This window comes from Paraburkholderia sp. GAS348 (assembly GCF_050434205.1).
Classification (GTDB): domain Bacteria; phylum Pseudomonadota; class Gammaproteobacteria; order Burkholderiales; family Burkholderiaceae; genus Paraburkholderia.
This window is the reverse complement of record NZ_JBNPVT010000005.1, coordinates 309293-334618: the sequence shown is the minus strand read 5'-3', so window position 1 is coordinate 334618 and position 25326 is coordinate 309293. Positions and strand designations below refer to the sequence as shown.

The following is a 25326-nucleotide window of genomic DNA, read 5'->3' as shown; positions in this document are numbered from 1 at the left end:
GGCGGGCTAGACGGGCATGTCGCCGGCGCTATGCATTGAACAGAGCGTGGAATCTCCGAAAAAACCGCCCATGAAAAAACCGCGCGGCCCTTGCAGGCTCGCGCGGTTTTTTATCAACCACCGGTGTCACGCAGCTTACTTCTTGTAGTTCGCCACGCCTTCGCTGATTTCCTTGTGAGCGGCTTCAATGCCCGCCCAGCCTTCGACCTTCACCCACTTGCCCTTCTCCAGCGCCTTGTATTGCTCGAAGAAATGCTTGATCTGGTCTTTCAGGTACGCCGGAACGTCGTCGATCGACTTGAGATCAGCGGTCATCGGGCAGACCTTGTCGTGCGCGACGGCGACCAGCTTGGCGTCGACGCCCGATTCGTCAGTCATTTGCAGCATGCCGAGGGCGCGGGCGCGGACCACCGAGCCAGCCAGCAGCGGGAACGGCGTGATCACCAGCACGTCGACCGGGTCGCCGTCGCCCGACAGCGTTTGCGGAATGTAGCCGTAATTCGCCGGATAGCGCATGCCCGTGCCGATGAAACGGTCGACGTGGAGCAGGCCCGTTTCCTTGTCAGCCTCGTACTTCACCGGATCGCTTTGCGCCGGGATTTCGATGATGACGTTGAAATCTTGCGGAAGGTCTTTGCCTGCGGGGACGTGATTGAAGCTCATGAGCGCTCTCTGATCAGATGGAATTCGGAACACGGCGTGCGGCGCGAACTCGAGGGGCGTGAATCGTGAATCTCGCCAGGACGAGGCGCTGCGGCCGGACAATGCGTAATGCGACATTATAGCCAATCGGCCGATGGCACCTCTGGTTGGATCGGCGCGATAATCGTCTGGCGTCGCTCGATTGTGCCTCTCGTTTGTGAACACCGCGTATCTGAACCTCGGCTTGAATCTCGGCGTGGACCTCTGCGTGGACCTCTGCTGCGTGACATCTCAAGGAGCCTGCATGGAAGAAGCCCGACACTTCATCAACGGTGAATGGGTTGCCGCATCGGGCGGCGAGACCATCGCCGTGCTCGACCCCTCGGACGGCCAGCCGTTCACTCAACTGGCCCGCGGCACCGCAGCGGATATCGACGCCGCGGTCCACGCCGCCCGGCGCGCCTTTGAAGGCGCGTGGGGCGAGGCAAGCGCCGCCGAACGCGGCCGCGTGCTGTACCGGCTCTCTATGCTGGTGGCCGCACGTCAGGAAGAACTCGCCCAACTGGAGGCCCGCGATACCGGCAAGCCGCTCAAGCAGGCGCGTGCCGATTCGGCCGCCCTCGCCCGCTATTTCGAGTTTTATGCCGGCGCGGCGGACAAGCTGCACGGCGAAACGCTCCCCTATCAGGCTGGCTACACGGTGCTGACGATCCGCGAGCCGCACGGCGTGACCGGCCATATCGTGCCGTGGAACTACCCGATGCAGATTTTCGGCCGCAGCGTCGGCGCGGCGCTCGCCACCGGCAATGCGTGCGTCGTCAAGCCGGCGGAAGACGCGTGCCTGTCGGTGTTGCGCGTTGCCGAACTGGCGGCGGAGGCGGGTTTGCCGGCGGGCGCGCTGAATCTCGTCACGGGTTTTGGACATGAAGCGGGCGCGGCACTCGCGCGTCATCCCGGCATCGATCACATTTCCTTCACCGGCTCGCCCGAAACCGGCAAGCTCGTGACGCAAATGGCCGCCGAGAACCACGTGCCGGTCACGCTCGAACTCGGCGGCAAATCGCCGCAAATCGTTTTCGCCGACGCGGATCTTGACGCGGCCTTGCCCGTGCTGGTGTCGGCGATCGTGCAGAACGCCGGGCAAACCTGCTCGGCGGGCAGCCGTGTGCTGATCGACCGGGCAATTTACGAGCCGCTGCTCGAGCGGCTGAGCAGCGCGTTCCACGCGCTGCGGGTCGGACCGTCGCATGCCGATCTCGACTGTGGTCCACTGATCAACGCGAAGCAGCAACAGCGCGTGTGGGACTTCCTCTCCGACGCGCAACACGACGGCATTCCGATGGCAGCACACGGCGAGGTGATTCCCGAAGCGCCGGAAAGCGGCTTCTATCAAGCGCCCACGCTGCTGCGCGACGTGCCCGCAAGCCATCGCCTCGCGCGCGACGAAGTGTTCGGCCCGGTCCTCGCCGCTATGTCGTTCACCGACGAAGACGAAGCGCTTTCGCTCGCCAACGGCACGCAGTACGGCCTCGTCGCGGGCATCTGGACGCGCGACGGCGCCCGGCAGATGCGCCTCGCGCGGCGCCTGCGCTCCGGTCAGGTATTCATCAACAACTACGGCGCGGGTGGCGGCGTCGAATTGCCGTTCGGCGGCGTGAAGCATTCAGGCCATGGACGTGAAAAGGGCTTCGAAGCGCTGTATGGCTTCACGGTGCTGAAGACCATCGCCATTCGTCACGGTTAGACACGCTGAATTAGTGCACCTGAGTTCGAAGCGAAGTCAGTCAAGACATCACCATCCATAACAAGCAACGGAGACATCATGCGGTTGACAGGTAAAACGGCCATCGTCACAGGTGGCGGCTCGGGTTTCGGCGAAGGCATCGCGAAGACCTACGCGCGCGAAGGAGCGAATGTGGTGATCAACGATCTGAACGGCGCGGCGGCCGAACGTGTGGCGAGCGAAATCGCGCTCGCCGGCGGCAAGGCGATCGCCGTAGCCGGCAACGTCACCCAACGCGAGGATTGGCAGGCCCTGCGCGAGGCCGCGCTCGAAGACTTCGGCAGCGTGCAGATCGTCGTCAACAATGCCGGCACGACCCATCGCAACAAGCCGGTACTCGACGTGACGGAAGCCGAGTTCGACCGTGTCTATGCGGTGAATGTCAAAAGCATCTACTGGAGCGTGCAGGAATTCGTGCCGTATTTCCGCCAGCAAGGCGGCGGCGCTTTCATCAATATCGCGTCGACGGCCGGTGTGCGGCCGCGGCCGGGGCTCGTCTGGTACAACGGCAGCAAGGGCGCGGTGATCATCGCCAGCAAGTCGCTCGCCGTCGAGCTGGGTCCGGACCGCATTCGGGTGAACTGTGTGAACCCGGTGATGGGCGAGACGGCGCTGCTGTCGGAATTCATGGGTGTCGAAGATACGCCGGAGAACCGCAAGCGCTTTCTCGCCGGCATCCCGCTCGGCCGGTTTTCGACGCCGCAGGATATCGCCAACGCGGCGCTGTATCTCGCCTCGGACGAGGCCGAGTTCATCACCGGTGTGTGTCTCGAAGTGGACGGCGGGCGCTGCGTGTAAACGCCATGCAAACCAAACCATTCAGCACCGCTAGAATCGCGCTCGACGGCGGCACTTCATTTCAACAAGAAAAGAGGAGACACCATGGCTAGTCCCGCAAATCCGCTCCACCATCCCGGCGCGGGTGCGCCCCCCTCCAGTTTCGAAGAAGCGACCTACCGCAAGGTAACCTGGCGGCTCGCGCCATTCCTGATGCTCTGCTACGTGGTGGCGTATCTCGACCGCGTCAACGTCGGCTTCGCCAAGCTGCAAATGACCACCGATCTCGGCCTAAGCGACGCGGTCTACGGCTTCGGCGCGGGGATTTTCTTCCTCGGTTATTTCATCTTCGAAATTCCGAGCAACGTGATCCTGCACAAAGTAGGCGCACGCGTGTGGATCGCACGGATCATGGTGTCATGGGGCGTGATCTCGATGCTGACCATGTTCGTCACCACGCCGACCATGTTCTACGTGATGCGCTTCCTGCTCGGGCTCGCCGAAGCGGGCTTCTTCCCCGGCATCATCCTGTATCTCACATACTGGTATCCGTCGCACCGGCGTGGCCGCATGACCACCTGGTTCATGACGGCAATCGCGTTGTCCGGTGTGATCGGCGGCCCGGTCTCGGGCTATATCCTGAAGAGCTTCAACGGCATGAACGGCTGGCATGGCTGGCAGTGGCTGTTTCTGCTCGAAGGGATTCCTTCGGTGATCGTCGGGATCATGGTGTTTCTGAAGCTGGACGACCGCATTTCGAAGGCCAGCTGGCTCACCAGTGAAGAGAAGGAATTGCTCGAACGTCAGGTGGCGGCCGAAGAAGCCACCAAACACGACATGCCGATTCGTCAGGTGCTCACGAGCGGCCGCGTGCTGATGCTGAGCCTCACGTACTTCTCGTTCGTGATGGGCCTCTATGGGGTGAGCTTCTGGCTGCCGACCATCATCAAGGCGACCGGCGTGACGGACGCGTTCATGATCGGTCTGCTGTCGGCGATTCCGTTTGCGGCCGCGGTAGTCGCGATGGTGTTCGTGTCGCGCAGCGCGGACCGCAACCGCGAGCGGCGCTGGCATATCGCGTTGCCGGCCTTCGCGGGGGCGATCGGCCTCGTGTTCTCCGTGGTATGGACGCACAATACCGTGCTGGCGATGGCCTCGCTCACGCTCGCGACCATGGGCATCCTGACCACACTGCCGCTGTTCTGGAGTTTGCCGACGGCGATCCTCGCCGGCACAGGCGCCGCAGCCGGCATCGCGATGATCAATTCGATCGGCAATCTCGCGGGTTTTCTCAGCCCGTACGCAGTCGGCTGGTTGAAGCAGGCGACTGCCGCGAACGACTCCGGCATGTATATGCTCGCAGCGTTTATGGTTCTTGGCGGTCTGCTAGCGATCAGCGTGCCGGCGAAGATGGTCGACAAATGACGATGCTGGATTCGTGACGTAAGGCAGGAAGCGCCGCCAAACGCCGTACGTCACGGTTCACGTTTCAGTGACTCGTAGCGCGCATCGCGCCGAGACATCGCACCTCCAACGGAAAGGCCCCCGGCGTCTTACAACGCCGGGGGCCTTTCTCCCTCTACTGCAGCGCGCGATCAATCAAACGCCGCGCCAATCCAGCCATCAAACGATATTCATCGCCAACGAACTCTCACGATAGTGCTGGCTCGCCTTATCGGAATCGCCAAGCTGTTCATGCAAACGCGCCAGCGCACGATGCGAACGAATCTTCAGCGTCTCGTTGTCGGCCAGTTTCAGCGCGCGCTCAAGGAACGATTGCGCCTTGCCCCACAACTGCTGATGCAAGCACAAGCGGCCCAAGGCGAACATCAAGTCCGCGTCTTCCGGGCGATCCTTCTGCCACCCCTCGGCCTTCTGGATCAGCGGCAACGCGTCGCCCCCGGTCGTGTCCGGATAACGGCGTAGCAGACGCGCGTCCCAGTTCTGCGCCAGTGCTTCTTCAACGATCCTGCGTGCTTCCTGCGGACGATTCAGCGACACCAGCAGTTCAGCGGCGAGGTCGGCGAGACGCGGCGAATGACGCTCGGTGGCCGACAGCGAATTCCACAAGTCCAGCAGCGCATCGGCGTTATGACGCCGGTCGCGCAGCAGGTTTTCCGCCGCGAGCTGACGCAAACGCACCGCCACCGCCGGATGGATCGCTTCGCGCTTTTCCAGCGTCTTGACGAGCTTGAGCACTTCACCCCAGTTCTTCAATTGCTGTTGCGCGCGCAACATGATCTGCTGCGCGTGAATGCGCCGTGCGCCCTGCGATTGCATTTCGGTGAGCGCGGTCAGCGCGCCGTCCGCGTCGCGGCCATCGGCACGCATGTCGGCGGTGGCCATCAGGCGTGCGTCCTGCCAGTCGGCCTCGTCGATCTGGGCGAGCCATTCGTCGCGCCGCGCATATTCACGCATGCGGTGCGCCGCGGTGGCCGCGATCAAACCGGCCGCACCCTTGTTGTCGCCATTCGTCAGCGAGTCTTTTGCCGCTTTTTCAGCGCGCGAGAAACGCCCAGCGTACAGATTGCCGATCGCGTCACGCAATGCGGCGTGCGCCTTCGCGACACGCGAGCGCGCACGATAGGCCGCCACGCGCTGCGGCATGCGCCAGATGTTGCGCACGATGCGCAGCAGCGCGTACAGCAGGATGAACAGCACCACCAGCCCGACCACGAACAGATTCAGCGAGATGTCGACGCGGTACGGCGGATAGATCAGCAGCACCTGCCCCATGTCGAAGCGTCCGACCACCGCCAGCACCACCGCGATGGCGAACAGAAACGCAAGCCATAGAAGTCCCCGGATTGCCATGATTAACCTCGGTTCCGGTATTGATTGACGGCCTGCAGGCTGGCGTTCAGATTCGGCAGTTCAACGGCGGCCGAGCCCGCATCCACCTGTTTGAGCAGATCGATCGCGATCTGCGTTTTCTTCGACGTGTTGTCGAAGTAGCGCGTGAGCGCAGCCTGCGCCGCCTGCAGGTCGGACTTCAGCGTGGTCTGATTGCGCGAGAGCAGCGCAAGCCGCGCCGACAGCAAACGCAGCTTCAGATTCTCGCGCACGAAGTAGCCTTGATCGGGCGTGACGAGCATGGCGTCGGCGTTGTCGATGCGGCGCACCTGCACGAGGCTCGTCAACTGCTGGCCAATGCCGGTCGTGACTTCACGCCACCAGACTTTCCAGCGCGGCTCGCCGGTGGCCTCGGCCACCTTCGCCGTGTCGGCCCAGGTGGCGGCCTTCGGCGTGGCGTGGGCAATCGGTGCTTCGCCGGAGAGCGGCAGGTTGTCGACCTGGTCGATCGCGTTGTCGAGCTTGATCGCCAGACCCGTCAGATCCGTGGAAGGCGCGGCCTTCAGCTTGTCGATATCCTGCGCGATCGCCTTGCGGACAGTGACAGCCTGCGGGCTATCCGACGCGGCGAGACGCGTGTCCGCACTTTGCAGCGCGAACAGCGCGAGCTGCGTATTGCCGGTGAGCTGCAATTGCTGGCTCGCTGCCGACAGCATCTGACCGACTTCAGCCATCGTCCAGTCGTCGCGATTGCGGGCGAGATCGGTGTATTGCTGCTGCAGCGCCTGTTGCGCGGTTTGCGCGTCAGCGAGCTTGCCCTCGAGTTGCGCGACCTGCGCGTCCGATCGATGCACCGTGGCCAGCGCCTGATCGGTCTTGGCGCGCAGGTCGTTGGTCTGCGCGTCGTTGGCTTGCTGGCGTTGCGCGAACTGCTGCTCGGTGCGCTCCACCTTGCGATTGAGCGCATAGCCGCCCACGCCCGCCGCACAAGCGATGATCACGACGACAAACCACAGCAGCGGTCCGCTCGCGCTGCGGCGCTTTTGCGCTTCGTAGGGCGTGAAGGGTGGATTCGGCGGCAACGCGGTGGTTGCGGCCGGCTGGGGTGAAGCGTTCGTTGATGCGTTCGTTTCAGTCATGCGTGATTTAGCCGGTGAATGAGCCGGGTTGGACGGTACCGGTTGAACAACGGTCGGGACGGCGGCAAGCAAGGCGCGGGCAATGCGTTCATCGCCCGCGCCGGACACCGTAATGCTATCAAAACCCAATGCCCGCGCGGTCTGCGCGATACGAGGGTGCGGCGTGACCAGGTTGGCGCGTTTCAGTTGCGCGACTTCGCCGGCGGTCAGATGCTCTTGCGCGAGTTCATGCAGATTGCGCACACCTTCGGAACTGGTAAGCAACCAGGCGTGGGGCTCGCCAGCAAGCAGCGCATGCACGCGTGCCCAGCCGCCGATCGACGGTTCCGGCACGAGGCGGCGATAGGCAGCCACCGTTTCGACTTCGGCGCCCGCCTCGCGCAAGCGGTCGGCGAGCCATTCGCGGCCGCCATCGCCGCGCACGATCAGTACGCGCTTGCCTTCGAGGCTCGCCGCGCCGAACGCGGCATCGAGCGCCGCGAACAGGCCTTCGGAATCGAAGCGCGCCGTATCGTCGTCGGGCACGGACGGCGGGCTGATGACGTTGTACGCCGGCGCCGCGACACCGTGGCGCGCCAGCGCCTGCACACTGCCCGGCCCGACTACGCCGATCGGCAGCGCATGTGGCCAGATCGCATCGCTCCTCGCAAACGCGTGATCGACCGCATTCGGCGAAACGAACACCACCAGTGCATAACGTTCCAGAGAAGCCAGCGCGGCGCGCAACGGTGCTTCGTCAGTGACAGGCGCGATGTCGATCAGCGGAAAGTCGAGCACGGCAATGCCCGCCGCCGCGAGTTGCACGGTCAATTCATCCGACTGACCGGCCGGTCGCGTAATGACGACCGTGAACGCCGCCGTGCCGACGGATGAGGATGCGCTGCCCGGGATAGCGGCCGCCATCACTCGCCGGTCGCCGCGCTGTCCGACACGCCGTCTGCTGACGCTGCCGCGGGACCGCTGGCCGTGCTTAACGCACGGACGATTTCCATCGCACCTTGCTGTTCGAGCGCGCTCGCCACTTCCTGGCCGAGAGCAACAGCACGTTCGACAGTGGGTGCCGGCGCCGATGCCTGCGCGCTCAAGACACGCTGGCCGTCGGGCGTAGCGACGACGCCGCGCAGATGCAGCGCGCCGTCGTGCCAGGTCGCATACGCCGCGAGCGGCACTTCGCAACTTCCGCCGAGGGCGCGCGAGACCATCCGCTCCGCTTCGACGGCCGCTGCCGTATGCTCGTGATGCAGCGGCGCAAGCCATGCCGCGAGGTCCGCGCGATCGGCGCGAATCTCGATGCCGAGCGCGCCCTGACCGGCTGCGGGCAAGCTGTCTTCAGGATCGAGCAGCGCGCGGATGCGCTCGCCGAGCCCCAAACGCTTCAAACCGGCAGCCGCCAGAATGATCGCCGCATAGTCGCCGCGATCGAGTTTCGACAGACGCGTGTCCAGATTGCCGCGCAATGGCCGTACCACGAGGTGCGGGTAACGCATGCGCAGCATGGCCTCGCGGCGCAGGCTGGAGGTGCCGACCACGGCGCCGGCGGGCAGCGCGGCAAGCGAGTCGTAGTCGTTGGACACCAGCGCGTCGCGCGGATCTTCGCGTTCCATGATGGTGGACAGCGCAAAGCCTGCGGGCAATTCCATCGGCACGTCTTTGAGCGAGTGCACGGCCAGATCGGCGCGGCCGTCGGCCAGCGCCGCTTCCAGTTCCTTGACGAACAGGCCCTTACCACCAACCTTCGACAAAGTGCGGTCGAGAATCTGATCGCCACGTGTCGTCATTCCGAGGATTTTTACGTCGCAAGATGGATATAATTTGTGCAGCGCACATCGCACATGCTCCGCCTGCCACATGGCAAGGCGGCTTTCTCGCGACGCAATCACAAGCGTGTGGGGTGGCGCAAAAAACGTCTCGGGGTTCATTAGCTTGCTGATCGAATGACGGGATGTAATAACAATCAATGTTAGCACGCGACCCCGTGTCTCAAGGCACAGTGGAGCGCCGTGCCGGCGCGGTATCGATGGAGGAGACGGGCCTCGCGCAGCGCGCGCCTGCCGCACCCTAGCCTGTTGAAGCACGGTCGTTCGCGCACCGGGGCGCGGCATGCGGGATGATGCAACGCGGCGCAACGTGTCTCGCGTGTCTATCATGGATGTCATGCGCCTCGTGCGCTTTGTGCAAATGCACGCGCGGCCACCCTCTCCGGCGCATTGCCGCATACCGTTTCGTGCAGGTTTCGTGCAGGTTTCGTGCAGGTTTCGTGCAGGTTTCGTGCAGGTTTCGTGCAGTTCAGGTTGCAACTCATAGTGCAGTTCCGCAGTAGCAGTTCATCACTCAACAGACCCTGGCTTCCCTGAGGAAACCCATCGTGACGTCTTCCGGATCGGCGCGCCCTGCCCGCCGCAACACTGCATCGCCCAACGCTCAAGCGGCGGACGCCGCTTCTGCCTCCGCCGCAACGGCTGCCCCATCCACAGCGGCCAAACGCGCCGGCAAAGCAGCCCAGGCAAGCCAGGCCGCTAACGTCGCCAAAGCCGCCAAGTCCGCCAAAGCCTCCGCGCCCGCGAAGACCGACAAGACGGCGAAGGCCGTCAAAACAAACAAGGCGACGCACGCCGCGAACGCCGCCAGCGCGCTGAAACCGGCCAAAGCCAGGCCCCCGAAGCTCAAGGCCGATGCAAACGAAGCCGCGCAGCAGGCCGCTGACGCGCCCACGCTGCAGGCAGTTTCGCTGGATACGATCGTGCCCGCGTCGAAAAGCAGCGGCCGCTCGCGCGACGACAAGGATCATCCGCTATTCCAGGACATCCGATATCTGGGACGCCTGCTCGGCGACGTGCTGCGCGAACAGGAAGGCGACGCGGTGTTCGACGTCGTGGAGACGATCCGCCAGACCGCCGTGCGTTTTCGCCGTGAGGACGACAACGCCGCCGCCCAGACGCTCGACAAGAAACTGCGTTCGCTGAGCCCCGAGCAAACGGTCAGCGTGGTGCGTGCGTTCAGCTACTTCTCGCATCTTGCGAATATCGCTGAAGACCGCCACCGCAATCGCCGTCACCGGATTCACGCGCTGGCCGGCTCGACCTCGCAACCGGGCACCATCGCGCATGCGCTCGAACGGCTCGTCGAGGCGGGCGCCGCCGCGACGCCGGTCCTGCAGCAGTTCTTCAACGAAGCGTTGATCGTGCCGGTCCTGACCGCGCACCCTACGGAAGTGCAGCGCAAGAGCATTCTCGACGCGCAGCACGACGTCGCGCGCCTGCTCGCCGAACGCGATCAGCCGTTGACCAACCGCGAACGCGCGCGTAACGAAGCGATGCTGCGTGCCAGCGTCACGTCGCTGTGGCAAACGCGGATGCTGCGCGACTCGCGCCTGACGGTTGCCGATGAAATCGAAAACGCGCTGTCGTATTACCGCGCCACTTTCCTCGAAGAAATTCCGGCGCTCTACGCCGACATCGAAGAAGCGCTCGCCGAGCACGGGCTCGCTGCACGCCTGCCGCCGTTCTTCCAGATGGGCAGCTGGATCGGCGGCGATCGCGACGGCAATCCGAACGTCACGGCCGAAACGCTCGAGCACGCGATCACCCGCCAGGCTGCGGTGATCTTCGAACACTATATGGAGCAGGTGCACAAGCTGGGCGCCGAGTTGTCGGTGTCGAATCTGCTGGCCGGCGCAAGCGACGCATTGAAAGAACTCGCAGCCGCCTCGCCCGACCAGTCCCCACACCGTACCGACGAACCGTATCGCCGCGCCTTGATCGGCATGTACACCCGGCTCGCGGCCAGTGCGCGCGTGCGTCTCGGCGAAGGCAGCGTGCCGGTGCGCAGCGCGGGCCGCGGCGCGGCGCCGGTGCGTGCCAAACCGTATGACAACGCCGCCGAATTCGTGCGCGACCTGCACGTGCTGATCGATTCGCTCGCCGAGCATCATGGCGCGCCGCTCGCGGCACCCCGCCTGTCGCCGCTCGCGCGCGCCGCCGAAGTGTTCGGCTTCCATCTGGCGAGCATCGACTTGCGCCAGAGCTCCGACATCCATGAAGCGGTGATCGCCGAGTTGCTGAAACGCGCAGGCGTCGAAGACGACTATGCGTCGCTCTCAGAAGAAGACAAGCTCAAGGTGCTGCTCACCGAACTGTCGCAGCCGCGCCCGTTGCGCCTGCCCTACGCCGAGTACTCCGATCTCGTGAAGAGCGAACTCGGCGTGCTCGAAGAGGCCCGCGTCACGCGCGAGAAGTTCGGCGCGCGCGCGGTGCGCAACTACATCATTTCGCACACGGAGACCGTCAGCGATCTGGTCGAAGTGATGTTGCTGCAAAAGGAAACCGGCCTGCTGCACGGCCGTCTGGGCGACGCGCACGATCCCGCGCAAGCCGGGCTGATGGTGATCCCGTTGTTCGAGACGATCCCCGACTTGCGCAACGCGCCGCATATCATGCGCGATTTGATCGCGCTACCGGGCGTGGATGCCTTGATCGAACATCAGGGCAACGAGCAGGAAGTGATGCTCGGCTATTCGGACAGCAACAAGGACGGCGGCTTCCTGACGTCGAACTGGGAGCTGTACCGCGCCGAACTGGCGCTGGTGTCGCTGTTCAATGAGCGCGGCGTGACCCTGCGCCTGTTCCATGGACGCGGAGGCACGGTTGGCCGTGGCGGTGGCCCGACGTATCAGGCGATTCTGTCGCAGCCGCCGGGCACCGTCGACGGCCAGATCCGTTTGACCGAGCAAGGCGAAGTGATCGCCAGCAAGTTCGGCAACCCGGAAATCGGCCGGCGCAATCTGGAAACCGTGGTGGCCGCGACGCTCGAAGCCTCGTTGTTGCCGCACGGCAATGCGCCCGCGCAACTGCCCGCCTTCGAAGAAACGATGCAGCAATTGTCCGACGCGGCAATGGCGTCGTATCGCGCGCTGGTCTACGAAACGCCGGGCTTCAAGGAGTATTTCTTCGAGTCGACGCCGATTTCCGAAATCGCCGAGCTGAACATCGGCAGCCGTCCGGCTTCGCGCAAATTGCAGGACCCGAAGCAACGCAAGATCGAAGATCTGCGCGCGATTCCGTGGGGCTTCTCATGGGGTCAATGCCGCTTGCTGCTGACCGGCTGGTACGGTTTCGGCAGCGCCGTGGCCGCGCATCTGGACAGCGCGCCGAGCGACGCCGAGCGCATCCGCCGTCTGGCGCTGCTCAAGAAGATGCACAAGACCTGGCCGTTCTTCTCGAACCTGCTCTCCAACATGGACATGGTGCTGGCGAAGACCGACCTCGCGGTGGCCTCGCGCTACGCACAGCTCGTGTCGGACAAGAAGCTGCGCAAGCACGTATTCGAGCGGATCGTCGCGGAATGGGAGCGTACGTCGAAGGTATTGTCGGAGATTACCGGCAAGAGCGAACGGCTCGCGGAGAACCCGCTGCTCGCGCGGTCGATCAAGAACCGCTTCCCGTATCTCGACCCGCTCAATCACTTGCAGGTGGAGTTGCTCAAGCGTCACCGCGCGGGCGATACCAACGCGCGCGTGCGGCGCGGGATTCATTTGAGCATCAACGGGATTGCGGCGGGGCTGCGTAATACGGGCTGATCGAGCACGGATTAAATAAGCGATCGAATCAACCGTTGGAAAGACGAAGCCGGGTGCGGGTCAGTTGACCGCACCCGGCTTCGGCATTTCCGGCGGGGGAATGTTGAATTTGAGCGGAGGCTCGCGCCACGCCTCTGCCCGCTTTTCGCGCTCGTCGAGCTCGGACTGAACACGCTCGTCATGGTCGCGGCGCGCCTGGCGCGGCATGTTTACCGTAGAACCAAGCGCAGTACCGCCCATCATCGTGCCCGTTGAATAGGGGGAACCCATTGGATCGGACGACACTGCGCGCGGCAACGTGGTACCACGATCGCGGTAATAGTCCTGATAGTCCCTCGCGAACACAACGAATGGCAACAGAACGCCCGCCATTAGAAAAAATATAAAGCGTTTCATGATTACGTTCCGGATTCCATAGCAATCCGAAGCGTAACACGCGGAAACCATCTCATTTTGTTGGATGCATTCGACGCGACGCGAGACCGCACCGGCCTACTGCGCCTCGACCATCAGCACATCGAGCTTGAACGAGCCATCTTCCTGCACGTCGAAATACTGGCGCACCTCATCGGGCGAGTTGCGCCACAGCGAGTGAATCGCCACCACGCGCGGTTCCGGCGTGCGCATGCGCGCCACCCACGAGTTGAACTCGATCGCGATGCGCCAGCGCTCGCGGATCGATGCCTTGAAACCGGCCGCTTCGAAAAACGCAATCCATTCGTCAGCGCGGTAGTCGCGGATATGCGAGCCGTCGCGCAATACTTCGACCGCCTGAATATGTGTGTCGAGCAGCGGATGATCGGCGCCGGCGATGTCGATGAACAGCACCTTGCCGCCCGGCTTCAACACGCGCCGCACCTCGGACAGCGCGAGCGGCACATCGCGCCAGTGGTGCGCGCTCATCCGGCTGATGATCCAGTCGAACGAATGATCGTCGAACGGCAGCGTTTCGGCGGCGCCCTGCTGCGTGCGGATGTTGGCGAGGCCACGATCCTTCGCCGCGCCGTCGAGCGTCGCCAGCATTTGCGGCGCGATGTCGTACGCGACCACTTCTTTTGCGTGTGGCGCCACCGCGAAACTCGCGTGACCCGCGCCGCAGCCCATGTCGAGCACCGTTGCATCCGGCGTCGCGGCGATCGATTCGGCCAGCGTCTGCAGATCGGCGCCGGTGGCATGCGTCTGACTCGTCAAATACGCGGCGGCGGTCGAGCCGAAGGCGTCGGCGACCTGATCGTGGTGCTTCATGGAAGGCTCCAGTTGTCTATGTGGGGTTGGGCCGGAGTTGGACCCGGTCGGTCTGGACGGCGCTGCGCCGTTTCAGCCGTTACAATAGAGCCCGCCGTGTACCAGTACAAGTTAAGCAATTATTCTGGTATCGATAGCACCACCTCGCCCCCGTCCAAGCGCTGCCCGATAAGAATGACCACGCCGCCCTCCGCCGACAACCCGCCGCCGCTCGACGCCACGCCTGCCCGCGCACTCGGCGATTTCATCCGCGCTCACCGTGAACGGCTCACGCCACAAGCGCTCGGCCTGCCGCCCGGCCCCCGCCGCCGCACCCCCGGCTTGCGGCGCGAGGAAGTCGCGCAGCTATGCGGCGTAAGTCCGACCTGGTACACGTGGATCGAACAGGGCCGCCCGGTCTCAGCCTCCGCCGAGGCGCTGGCGCGCATCGCCGTCGCGCTGCAATTGTCGCGCGCCGAGCGGGCTTATCTGTTCGAGCTGGCCGCGCAGCGCGACCCGGCCGAGCCCGATCCGGCCGCCGCCGACGCGCCCGCCACCCTGCTCGAAACCGTGCAGCTCCTGAACGCACCGGCTTACGTGCTCGACCGGCAGTGGAACGCGCTCGCCTGGAACGCGCGCGCCGCCGACCTGTTCGTCGGCTGGCTGGACGGCACGCACGACCGCAATCTGCTGCGCTACACCTTCACCGAAGCGGCCGCCCGCGAGTTGATCGTCGACTGGGAAACGCGCGCGCGGCGTCTCGCCGCCGAATTCCGCGCCGACTCGATCCGCCATCTGAACGACGCGCCCACCCGCGGGCTGATCGACTCGCTCACCGCCGCCAGCGACGCGTTCTCCCGCTTCTGGGCGTCGCAGGACGTGGGCGGCCGTGAAGGCGGCCGGCGCGAGTTCAACCATCCGCGCGACGGCCGCATCGTCTACGACCAGATCACCTTCAAGCCGGCACATCGCGAGGATCTGAAGCTGGTGGTGCTGGTGCGGGAGTAGCCGCTGTAGAGCAGAGGCGCGCTGCGGCATACGTGACCGCCGGCAGGCGGCGTCTTTGATGCGGGCCGCCGGTGTTAAAATCCCTGCCATTCTTCGCTTCGGCGGCGCCTGCACCGTACGCAAAACGCCGCCAGCCTCCTCACCTCGTTCAACTGCCCAACACCATGACGTCCCAACTGCACAAAAAAGGCGAAGCCTGGTCGGCTCGCTTCTCGGAGCCGATGTCGGAGCTTGTCAAACGCTACACGTCGTCGGTTTTCTTCGACAAGCGTCTGGCGCTCGTCGATATCGAAGGGTCGCTCGCGCACGCCTCGATGCTCGCCGCGCAGAAGATCATCGCCGCCGACGACCTGGCCGCGATCCAACGCGGCATGGCGCAGATCAAGGGCGAGATCGAGCGAGGCGAGTTCGAGTGGCAACTCGATCTGGAAGACGTCCACCTGAACATCGAAGCGCGCCTGACCGCGCTGATCGGCGACGCCGGCAAGCGCCTGCACACGGGCCGCTCGCGTAACGACCAGGTCGCGACCGACATCCGCCTGTGGCTGCGCGGTGAAATCGACCGCATCGGCGGCCTGCTGACGGAACTGCGCACGGCCCTGCTCGACATGGCGGAGAAGAACGCGTCGACCATCATGCCGGGCTTCACACATCTGCAAGTCGCGCAGCCGGTCACCTTCGGCCATCACCTGCTCGCCTACGTCGAAATGTTTTCGCGCGACGCCGAACGCATGATCGATTGCCGCAAGCGCGTGAACCGTCTGCCGCTCGGCGCAGCCGCGCTGGCCGGCACCAGCTATCCGATCGACCGTCATGCGGTAGCGAAGACGCTGGGTTTCGACGGCATCTGCGCGAACTCGCTGGATGCGGTGTCCGATCGCGACTTCGCGATCGAGTTCACGGCAGCGTCCGCGCTGGTGATGACGCACGTGTCGCGCTTCTCCGAAGAACTCGTCCTGTGGATGAGCCCGCGGGTCGGCTTCATCGACCTGGCCGACCGTTTCTGCACCGGTTCGTCGATCATGCCGCAGAAGAAGAACCCGGACGTGCCCGAACTCGCGCGTGGCAAGACGGGCCGCGTAAACGGCCATCTGATCGCTCTGCTGACCTTGATGAAAGGCCAGCCGCTCGCGTACAACAAGGACAATCAGGAAGACAAGGAGCCGCTGTTCGACACCGTCGATACGGTCGCGGACACGCTGCGCATCTTCGCTGAAATGGTCGCCGGCATCTCGGTGAAGCCGCAAGCCATGCGCGACGCCGCGTTGCAAGGCTTCTCCACGGCAACCGATCTCGCCGACTACCTGGTCAAGCGCGGCCTGCCGTTCCGCGACGCGCACGAAGCGGTGGCGCTGGCGGTTCGCGTGTGTGCCGATCGCGGCTGCGATCTGGCCGACCTGACGCTGGAAGAAATGCGTAAAGAACTGCCGAACGTCGCGCATCTGATCGGCGAAGACGTGTTCTCGTATCTGACGCTCGAAGGTTCGGTGGCGAGCCGCAACCATCCGGGCGGCACCGCGCCCGAGCAGGTGCTCGCGGCGGTCAAGGCTGCACGGGAAGCGTTGAAATAAGGTCCGGCAACGCGTGCAGCGCACAAAAGAAAGCCCGCGCGAAGCGGGCTAAATGAAAGACTTCCACCGATGCCTCTCGCAAGAGGCCATCGAAGTGTAGGCTCGTTTTGGCCGCGGACCAATCCAGTCATATTTCCGCCTATTACAAAGCAAAGTGAGCAACCGTTCGGTGTGCGAGTGACCGGCAATGCACCGCCGGCCGCTCGCGCACCCGCACCGCGCTTTACAACTCCGCTGTCTCCGATACCGGCTTAAGAAAGCCCGCGTCGCGCAAGTAGCCGACGTAGAGCCGGATCAGCGCGGCGTAGTCGACCGTCAGTTCCACGCCGTGCCATGCCAGTTCCGTCACCGTGTCGAACTGCTCGACCGGCAACGGCGCGCCGGACAGGTCGTCGGCGTAAAAATCGCGAATCAGCGCCAGACCGTTCGATGCATCGAGATCCGCCAGCCGCCGTTGCCAGTCGGCCGGCGCCTGCGGATCGGCGCGCAAACCGCAAGCGGCCAGCGCCGCGAACCACTGCCGCTGAGTCAGCGCGAGGGGGTTGTTCAGGTTCACCACCCGTACACCGGCACGCGGATGCAGCGCCACCGCCGTTACCGCGCTCGCCAGCAGATCGACTGGCATCATTTCGACTTCGCGCGCCGTATCCGGATAAGCGCCCAGCTGCAGGCAGCCCTTGTTGAACAGCCAGAAATGGTTGTGCGCGAAGTTGCTAAAGCCGGTACGGCGGTCGCCGGTGATATTGCCCGGGCGCGCGACAACCGCCGGCAAGCCGAAGCGGCGCGCGCACTCCGCGACGCGCTGTTCGCCCACCCACTTCGTCAGCAGATAGCCGTTGTCCAGCAGCGGACGCGCGTTGCTTACCTGCTCGTCGATGCGCACGGCGTCCGCCAGCATCTCGCCGACCGACAGCGTCGAGATGAAGCAGAACGGTTTTTGCCGCTGCGTCAGCGCGAGCCGCAGCAAGGCCTCCGTCCCGCCGACGTTCGCGCGCTTCATCTCCTCATAGCTATGCAGGTGATGCACGAACGCGCCGCAATGCAGGATCGCGTCGACCTGCGCGGCGAGTTGCGCCCAGCGCGGCGTGTCGAGTCCAAGCTGCGGCGCGGCAAGATCGGCGGGGATCACCTCGACGCGGCTGAAGTCGATCGCAAGGCCCGCTTCGCGCGCTTTGTCCTCCAACACGGCGAGCCCTGCCGCCGCACTCGCGCAGCGTTGCAGGCACACCACCTTGTCGAGCCGGCCGCATAACGCGTGCAAAAGGTAAATGCCGAGGAAGCCGCTCGCGCCGGTCAACAGCACCGTGCGGATCGGTGCTGCTTCGGCGCCGTCAGCCAATGCCGGTGCGGCGTGTTCGATGGTGAACGGCTCTGCGGCATCCGCAAGCGCGCGCTCGATCATGTCTTCACGACGGCCATCCGCGAGTGTCGCGATGGTAGGCGAACGGTAGAACGCAGCCATCGGGAACTCGATACCAAGCGAATCGCGCAACTGCGCCTGCATTCGCACGGCCAGAATCGAGTTGCCGCCAAGCCGGAAAAAGCTGTCGTCACGGCCAATGCCGGAGGCACGCAGCAGCCCCTGCCAGATCTCCGCAATGCGTTGCTCGACGCCCTCGCGCGGCGGCGCGCCGCTCGCGCGCGACGGCGCCGGCAACGCCTTGCGATCGTGTTTGCCGTTCGGCGACGCCGGGAGCGCGGCGAGCCTGATGAAACACGCGGGCACCATGTAGTCGGGCAGCGACTGCGCAACGTGACGGCGCAGCGTGTCCTCGTCCAGCGCGACGCCGCCCGCGCCCGGTCCGGCAACGTAATACGCGGCCAGATAGCGCGCCTCGCCCTCGCCCCACACCCGGCATGCCGCATGCGCGACACCTGGCGCGGCCGCGATGCAATTCTCGATCTCGCCGAGTTCGATGCGAAAGCCGCGCAACTTGATCTGCGCGTCGTTGCGGCCGAAGTATTCGATCGTGCCGTCGGCGAGAAAACGGCCGAGGTCGCCGGTGCGATACATCAGCGCGTACGGTGCATCGCGAAACGGATCGACCACGAAACGCTCCATCGTCATGGCCGACTGATTGATATAGCCACGCGCCAGATTCTCGCCGCCGATGTAGATTTCCCCAACCGAGCCGGGCGGCGTCAGTTGCCGCTGCGCATTCAACAGATAGAGCCGGTAACCCGGCAACGGCTTGCCGATGATGCGGCTCGGCCCGCCGGGCAAAACCTGCCCGCACGAGGCCATCACCGTGATTTCGGTCGGGCCGTACAGGCTGAACAGTTGCGTGCGTTCACTCCACCATGCGGCGCTCGGTTCGTCCAGCGTATCGCCGCCGAAGCCGAGCAGTTGCAGATCCGGCAGCGGCTCGCGCGGCAAGCTCTGCACCACCACCGGTGCCAGCGACGCATGCGTGACGCGCTCCGCCTTCAACACGCTGTGCAGCAGCAGCGGATCGCGGCGCGCCTCCTCCGGCAGCACGATGAGCGTGCCGCCATGCAGCAGCGCGAGGAACAGATCGAGCACGCTCGCGTCGAAATTGGTGGACGCCGCGAGGGTGCTGACGCTGCCTGGCGCATAGCCGAGCGCGCGGCTCGCGCCGGCCACCATCCGAACGACGCTATGGTGTTCGACCAGCACACCCTTCGGCTTGCCGGTCGAGCCCGACGTGTGGATCACATAAGCGAGCGCCTCGGGAACGACAGCGCGTGGCCGGTGCGACTGCGCTGATTGCTTCTCCGCTTGCTTCTCGGCCTGCTTCTCGGCTTGCTTCTCCGCTTGCTTCTCCGCTTGCTTCTCCGCTTGCTTCTCCGCTTGCTTCTCCGCTTGCTTCTCCGCTTGCTTCTCCGCTTGCTTCTCCGCGTCAATCTCCGCCTGAGCCTGCATGTCCGCCTCGGCATGTGCATTCCCCGCCGCCAGCACAGCCGGGTCGATTGTGCGCAATTCGCCGAGACCTGCGGCCTCCAGCGCGCGGCGGCTCGGTTCATCGGCGAGTACCGTATCGACCGAACAGTTTTCGACGAAATAGCGCAAGCGTTCGGCGGGATAGGCCGGGTCGAGCGGCACATACGCGCACCCCGCCTTGAGTGTGCCCAGCACGGTCGCCACCAGCAGGACGCTCTTCTGCATGCTCAAACCGATGCGCGCGCCGGGCGGCACACAGGCTGACAAGCCGCGGGCAATGGCATCGCTGAGTGCGTCGAGTTCGCGATAGCTGAGCTGCTGCTCGCCGCAGCGCACGGCAACGCGCGACGCGTGCGCCGCGACCACCTCGGCGAAACGCGCAGGAATCGACTGCGGTGCATCCGGCAGCGGCTCACCGCAAGCGTAACTCAGACACTGAGCATGTTGCGCGTCGCTCAGCCAGGCCAGTTCGCCGACCGGCGCATCAGGCTGGTGAGCCGCGGCGTCGCACAGCGTCATGAACACCTCGGCCATGCGCTCGACCGAGGCTGCGTGCAACACCGAACTGTCATATTCGAAGCGCCCGTCCAGACCGCCATCGGGACGCAAATAGAAAATCGCCGACAGGTCCGCTTTCGACGTCAGCGGAGGACGTTCCTCGGCGTGATAGGCCGCCTCGCCGATGCGGCCATTCAGATCGATGCCGTTCTGCAAGCTGAAAATCGCATTCAGCGCGCCGAGCTGGCCGTTATCGGTGTCGTAAGGCGTGGCGAGCAGATGATCGCGGTCGTCGAGCATCTGGCGTTGCACCGCGCGCGCCAGCTCGCCGAAGCCCTGCCGCGTGTCGATGCGCTGCACCAGCACCGCCATCGAGACGAACATGCCGTAGATCCCCTCGCTGCCCGGGACATCGCGGCCCGCATACGGATAGGCACATGCCAGTTGCTGCTGGCCGCTCACGCGCCACAGCCATACCAGGTACAGCGCAAACAGCACGGGCGGCAAAGTCATGTCGTGCGCCTCGGCAATCTGCTTCAGACGCCGCATCTGGGCGGACCGCACATGCAGCGCCAGAGAGCGGTTCGCGTTGGGTTCGCGCTGCAGTGCGTCGAACGGCAGTTCGGTGCGCAAGGCAACGCCGTCGAGCTTGCGCATCCAATAGTCGCGCGCGGCGGCAAAGCGCGGCGAGGCCGCCAGTTGCGGCGCCCAATGACCGTAATCGAACCACGAGAGCCGCTCTGCCGAAACCGGCTTGCCTTCATAACGCGACGCCAGTTCATCCAGCAGCAGCTTGAACGACCAGCCGTCGAAAATCGCGTGATGAATGCAGACCAACAAGGTGGTGCGGTTCTCTTGCGGGGACATCAGCAGTTGCGCGCGCCACAACGGCGCGCAGTCGAGCGGCAAGCACAGCGCGCGCATGGCTTCAGCACGCGCGTCGATAGCGCCGGCATTGCAGCTTTCTAGCGGAATGCGCCAATCCGTCGGCGGGGTAGCAGTGCCCGGCAGCAGCAGCAATTGTCCACCGCGCTCCGCGAAGCTCGCATCGAAAATCGGGTTGTGCGCGAGCACGGCGACGAGCGCCTGGTGCAATCGCAACGGATTCGCGGCCCCGCCGAAGTCCACCCGCATCACGATGTTGTACGCGTTATCGTCAGGCTTGCCGAGCGCGCGGGTGTGCATCATTCGCACGAGCCGGCTTGCCACTGGCGCGGGCATAGGCGCGTCTGATTGCGCGACGAGCGGCGGCAGCGCCACGCCTTGCTCGACGCTCTGCCGCGCCCTTGCGCAGAAGGCGTCGAACTGCGGATGCTCGAATAGCGTCTTCAGCTTGACCGGCGCGGACAAGCTCGCGTTGACCCGGTTGCAGACGAGCGTGGCGAGTAGCGAGTGGCCACCCAACTGGAAGAAGTGACTGTCTTCGCCGACGCTCTCGAGCGGCACGCTCAGCACCTCCGACCAGATTGCTTGGACTGCCAGCTCGAAGGCGTCGAAAGCGCGGCTCGCAGGGGCAGCCGGACCGGCTTGCGGCGCCGGCAATTTGCTGCGGTCGATCTTGCCGCTCAGCGTCAAGGGCAGCGCCTCGATCGGCAACAGGAACGCCGGCACCATGTAATGCGCGAGACGTTGCGCAAGCCGATCCCGCAGCATCGCCGGCTCCAGCGCGGCACCCACATACCAGGCCACCAGCGCCGTGCCGCCCTGCCGCTCGCACGTGCCGACATAGGCGCTGCGCACCTCCGGCTGCTCGACGATGCTGGCTTCGATCTCGCCGAGCTCGATCCGGTAGCCGCGAATCTTCACCTGTAAATCGCTGCGGCCAAGGAACTCGATCGCGCCATCCGGCTGGAAACGGCCGAGGTCGCCGGAACGGTAGAGACGGCCGGGGCCGAATGGGTTCGTCCTGAACTTCTGCCCGGTCAGTTCGGGCCGTAGCAGATAGCCGCGCGCAACCGCCGCGCCGCCGATGCAGATCTCGCCGATCCCGCCGAGCGGCACCGCTTCGCCATCCTCATTGAGCAGATGGATCTGGTAGCCGGGAAGCGGATGGCCTAGCTGATTGGCTGGCTTATCGCCATCGAAGGTGTTTTCGGTCGCCAGCACAGTGGTCTCGGTCGGCCCGTAAAGGTTCGACAGACGCAACACGCCGGACCAGAAGCGGATCGTCTCGTCGTCGCTCGCTTCGCCGCCGCATAGCACCGTGTCCAGATGCGGCAGCGCGCGCCGCGGCAACAGCTTGAGAATCGCCGGCGGGAGGAATGCATGCGTGACGCGTTCGGCGTTGAGGAAGGCGGACAGCGCATCGGCGTCGGTGCGCACCGCTTCGGGCGCGACAATCAGGTGGCCGCCGTACATCAGCGGATTGAAGATCTCCAGCACGCTGGCGTCGAAATTGATGGACGCGAACTGTAGCCAGCGCGTGCTTGCATCACGCCGGTAGCGGCCCGCCAGCGAAGCGATCAGGTGCGCCAGCATGCCGCGCTCAATGACGACACCCTTGGGTTTGCCCGTTGTGCCTGAGGTATAGATCACGTAGGCGGTGCGCTGCGGATCGGCCTGCGGGCATTGCGCAATAGCCGCCCCGGCCGGCGGCCCTTTGAGTAGATCCTCGATCCGGTACAGCGCGCAATCGGCCAGCGCGCTCAAGCGCTCGTGCGTCGCCGCATCGACAATCACCGCTCGCAGTTGTGAATCCTCGACGATGTAGCGCAAGCGCTCATCGGGCATCTGCGGATCGAGCGGCAAATAGCCCGCGCCACTGGCGAGCACGCCGAACATCGCCGGAACGATGCGCGCACCGCGCGAGACGCAAATTCCGACCAACGCGTCCCGCCGATCCGCTGCGTCCGGCTCGCGCGCGGCAAGGGCTGCGCCCACACGCTGTGTGGCGAGCGCCAGTTGCGCGTAAGTGAAAGCGGCGTCCGGGCCGCTGACCGCCGGATACTCGGCGTGTTCGTACGCTGCCTGCGCGAACAGATCGAGCACGTCGCGCGCGGGTGCCGCGAGCGGGCCGCCATCGGACCACACAGCGCAATGCTGCCGCAACGCCGGCGTATAAAGATCGATCGCATCGAGTTTCTGCTCGAGACTCTCGCCGACGCGCCCGAGCAGCGCCGTCAAATGCTCGAACGCGAGACGCAAGCCGTCGAGTTCCTGGGGATGGCGGCTATGCACGTGCAACGCGATCTCCTCGCGCACATCGAGATAGACGCCCACGTCCTCGTGCGAGAAGCGCCGCGAGTACGGTGCCAGCAACGCCGCCGGCAGCGTGCCGAGCGTGAGCGCGTCGTAGGGCAAGCTGTCGGTCTCGCACACCACATTGGTGGCGCGTACGAAACCCGGCTCGCGCCGCTCGATGTCGTGCTGCACCTCGAAGGCTGGGAGTTCGGCGTGAAAATCGGCCATCTCGGCGCGCACCGCCGCGTGCCGTAGAAACTGCCGCAGCGTCATTGTGTCGTCGAAGTCGGTTTTAAGGACACGTACCCGTTCGTCGAAACCGATCGTCTCGTCGCGCTGGCAGCGGCCACGCTGGTGATGCGCGGTGAGTACCGCGCGGCTGCCGGTCATGCGGCGCAGCAACACGTGAACACACAGTTTGATCAGCAGATCGGGCGCGATGCCGAGCGCATTTGCTTCATGGCTCAATGCAGCGCCTGTATGCGCGTCGAGGCGCACCGTAAAGCAGCTGTCGGCGAGGGCGTTCTGCCGGCGCGGCGCATGCCATTCGAACGAGGTGTCGCCCACCTGGCCGATCCAGAAATCGAGGTCGGTCTGCAAACGGTCGCTCGCAAGGAGTTCACGCTCGGCGTCGAGCAGGCCTTGCTGATCGATGCCGAGCGGCGCACCCGGCGCCTCGCCGCGATAGGCCCGCGAAAGCGCGTTGAACAGCGGCGTCAGCGAAAAACGGTCGAGCAAGGCGGGATGGCAGGCGAACACAAGGTAACTGTGCGCGCCGGCGCGTAGCAGCGTGAACGCCCACGGCAGTCCGGCGTCCATACGGAAGGCACGCGCGCATAGGCCGTCGATCAACGACAGCACGGCGGCTTCGTCGCGCGCGTCACGCCTGTCGAGATCGATGACGTTCAGTTGCGCGCGCACATCACGGCGGATGACCCAGCGCATGCCCTGTTCGGCTTCGACGAGCCGGTAGGCAAGCGGCCGGCAATGCGCCACCAGTTGCGCCACGGCGGAGGACAGACGCTCGACGTCTGGACGGCCGTCGATCCGGTAGACGGCGCAGAGATTGGGACCGGCGGCGGCGTGCGCCAACGTGCGGGATTGCGTGCGCGTCAACGCAAAGGAAGTGTGTTCCAAACGATACCTCGTTGTCGGGATGGACAGGACCGATCGGCTCGCGTAGCGCCGCTCGTACGCGACTTATGATCGCGCTGCGACGCTTCGCCCGATGGTCCGGCCCACGCTATCGACGTGAGGCTGTTGTCACCATAGGAAAACTCTTAGAACTCCTGTTGTGTGTGGATCGGCGTGACGAACTTTGTTTAAAAACGGTGTATGTCAGGCGGATCGCATCAGACTGAATGCACTCATACATACAGCAGAAAGGTGATGGAAAGGATGGCGCGCGCGGCGTGCAAGCGAGCCGAATCGCATGGCGCTGGATCGGCATACAGGGTCAACGACAGTTGCATCCTGACGCTTTTTGACTACCATCAAGTTAGACCCTGTCTCTGTGGTTTCTCCGACGATGCTTACCCGCACGCGTCACCTTCGCCGCTTGACCGGACGCTTCGCTTTCCGCGTTGGCGCATCGTTATCGCAAGCATATAGCGCGGTATCGGCGTTGACCGCCGCTTCGGTTTTGGCGCTCGCGGCCATGGCAGGCTGCACCATCACGCCGCCGCAACGCCCGCTTATCATCACGCCGGCGGCCGCCGTCAACAGTGCGACGCTCGACCAGTATCGCAGCGCGGTCGCCCAACGCATCATTGAACGCAGCCCGTCCTACGTGTTGCGCGGCACGCCGCAAGCGATGCTGCGCTCGCTGGTGGTGGTGTCGTTCACGGTGGATCGCAATGGCCAGGTGGTGGCGTCGTCGGTGTATCGCACCAATGGCGACGACGAAGCCGAAAGCACCGCGCTTGCCAGCTTGCGACGCGCCTCGCCGTTGCCGCAGCCGCCCGATAAATTGCTGAATGGCCGTGGCCAGCTCGAACTGTTCGAAGACTGGCTGTTCAACGACAACGGCAAATTCCAGTTGCGCGAATTCGCCTCGCCGCAAGCCCAGACCATCGAGTGAACGCGGCTCCAAAACAGCGCTCATCGGCAAGACGCGAGGCAAGCCTCGCCCCGCCTTGCTGCGCCGCCGCCGCGCTCGTTATAATTTTCCGATTCCCTAAGCCGGAGCCTGCCGGCACGGCTCATGCCGCCTGCATATAAAAAGTATGGTGCCC

Annotated in this window: 14 protein-coding genes; 7 read left to right on the top strand and 7 right to left on the bottom strand. The window is 64.6% G+C overall.

All coding sequences use genetic code 11. The features are described 5' to 3' along the window. Positions 1-135: 135 nt before the first annotated feature. Entirely contained in the window at positions 136-663 is a 528-nt protein-coding gene (ppa, locus tag P3T22_RS11880; protein ID WP_063495107.1) for an inorganic diphosphatase, read from the bottom strand. A 283-nt stretch (positions 664-946) separates the two neighbouring features. Here ppa and P3T22_RS11875 point away from each other — a divergent pair, with 283 nt between their 5' ends. From P3T22_RS11875 to P3T22_RS11865, 3 genes are all read left to right on the top strand, one after another. Next, positions 947-2386 carry an aldehyde dehydrogenase family protein gene (locus P3T22_RS11875; RefSeq protein ID WP_063495106.1) on the top strand — a complete coding sequence of 480 codons (1440 nt, stop codon included), beginning with the start codon at positions 947-949 and terminating at the stop codon, positions 2384-2386. A 78-nt stretch (positions 2387-2464) separates the two neighbouring features. After that, positions 2465-3223: an SDR family oxidoreductase gene (locus P3T22_RS11870; protein WP_063495105.1), complete on the top strand. Its 759-nt coding sequence runs from the start codon at positions 2465-2467 to the stop codon at positions 3221-3223. A gap of 84 nt (positions 3224-3307) precedes the next feature. Next, positions 3308-4627 carry an MFS transporter gene (locus tag P3T22_RS11865; RefSeq protein WP_063495104.1) on the top strand — a complete coding sequence of 440 codons (1320 nt, stop codon included), beginning with the start codon at positions 3308-3310 and terminating at the stop codon, positions 4625-4627. A gap of 198 nt (positions 4628-4825) precedes the next feature. Here P3T22_RS11865 and P3T22_RS11860 read toward each other — a convergent pair whose 3' ends face one another. The 3 genes from P3T22_RS11860 to hemC are packed head-to-tail and all read right to left on the bottom strand — an operon-like array spanning position 4826 to position 9053. Next, positions 4826-6016, bottom strand: a complete 1191-nt coding sequence (locus P3T22_RS11860) for a heme biosynthesis protein HemY (protein ID WP_063495103.1) — start codon at positions 6014-6016, stop codon at positions 4826-4828. A 2-nt stretch (positions 6017-6018) separates the two neighbouring features. Continuing rightward, entirely contained in the window at positions 6019-8037 is a 2019-nt protein-coding gene (hemDX, locus tag P3T22_RS11855) for a fused uroporphyrinogen-III synthase HemD/membrane protein HemX (RefSeq protein ID WP_429325054.1), read from the bottom strand. Beyond that, entirely contained in the window at positions 8037-9053 is a 1017-nt protein-coding gene (gene hemC / locus P3T22_RS11850; protein ID WP_429325053.1) for a hydroxymethylbilane synthase, read from the bottom strand. The genes hemDX and hemC overlap by 1 nt, the downstream gene beginning before the upstream one ends. Before the next feature lie 446 nt (positions 9054-9499). Here hemC and ppc point away from each other — a divergent pair, with 446 nt between their 5' ends. Next, positions 9500-12709, top strand: coding sequence for a phosphoenolpyruvate carboxylase (gene ppc / locus P3T22_RS11845; protein ID WP_429325052.1), 3210 nt, complete (start codon positions 9500-9502; stop codon positions 12707-12709). A 60-nt stretch (positions 12710-12769) separates the two neighbouring features. Here ppc and P3T22_RS11840 read toward each other — a convergent pair whose 3' ends face one another. Both P3T22_RS11840 and P3T22_RS11835 read right to left on the bottom strand, forming a co-directional pair. Further along, positions 12770-13105, bottom strand: coding sequence for a hypothetical protein (locus P3T22_RS11840; RefSeq protein WP_429325051.1), 336 nt, complete (start codon positions 13103-13105; stop codon positions 12770-12772). 96 nt (positions 13106-13201) lie between these two features. Then, positions 13202-13954 carry a class I SAM-dependent methyltransferase gene (locus P3T22_RS11835; protein ID WP_429325050.1) on the bottom strand — a complete coding sequence of 251 codons (753 nt, stop codon included), beginning with the start codon at positions 13952-13954 and terminating at the stop codon, positions 13202-13204. 174 nt (positions 13955-14128) lie between these two features. Here P3T22_RS11835 and P3T22_RS11830 point away from each other — a divergent pair, with 174 nt between their 5' ends. Together P3T22_RS11830 and argH are read left to right on the top strand one after the other, a co-directional pair. Then, a complete protein-coding gene (locus P3T22_RS11830; protein WP_429325049.1) occupies positions 14129-14941 on the top strand; it encodes a helix-turn-helix transcriptional regulator in 813 nt (270 codons plus the stop codon). A 164-nt stretch (positions 14942-15105) separates the two neighbouring features. Then, positions 15106-16512 carry an argininosuccinate lyase gene (gene argH / locus P3T22_RS11825; protein WP_063497831.1) on the top strand — a complete coding sequence of 469 codons (1407 nt, stop codon included), beginning with the start codon at positions 15106-15108 and terminating at the stop codon, positions 16510-16512. 223 nt (positions 16513-16735) lie between these two features. Here argH and P3T22_RS11820 read toward each other — a convergent pair whose 3' ends face one another. Further along, on the bottom strand, positions 16736-24229 hold the full coding sequence (locus P3T22_RS11820; RefSeq protein ID WP_429325048.1) for an amino acid adenylation domain-containing protein: 7494 nt from the start codon (positions 24227-24229) through the stop codon (positions 16736-16738). Between the two features lie 520 nt (positions 24230-24749). Here P3T22_RS11820 and P3T22_RS11815 point away from each other — a divergent pair. After that, entirely contained in the window at positions 24750-25172 is a 423-nt protein-coding gene (locus tag P3T22_RS11815; protein WP_420488460.1) for an energy transducer TonB family protein, read from the top strand. The last annotated feature ends 154 nt before the right edge of the window (positions 25173-25326 follow it).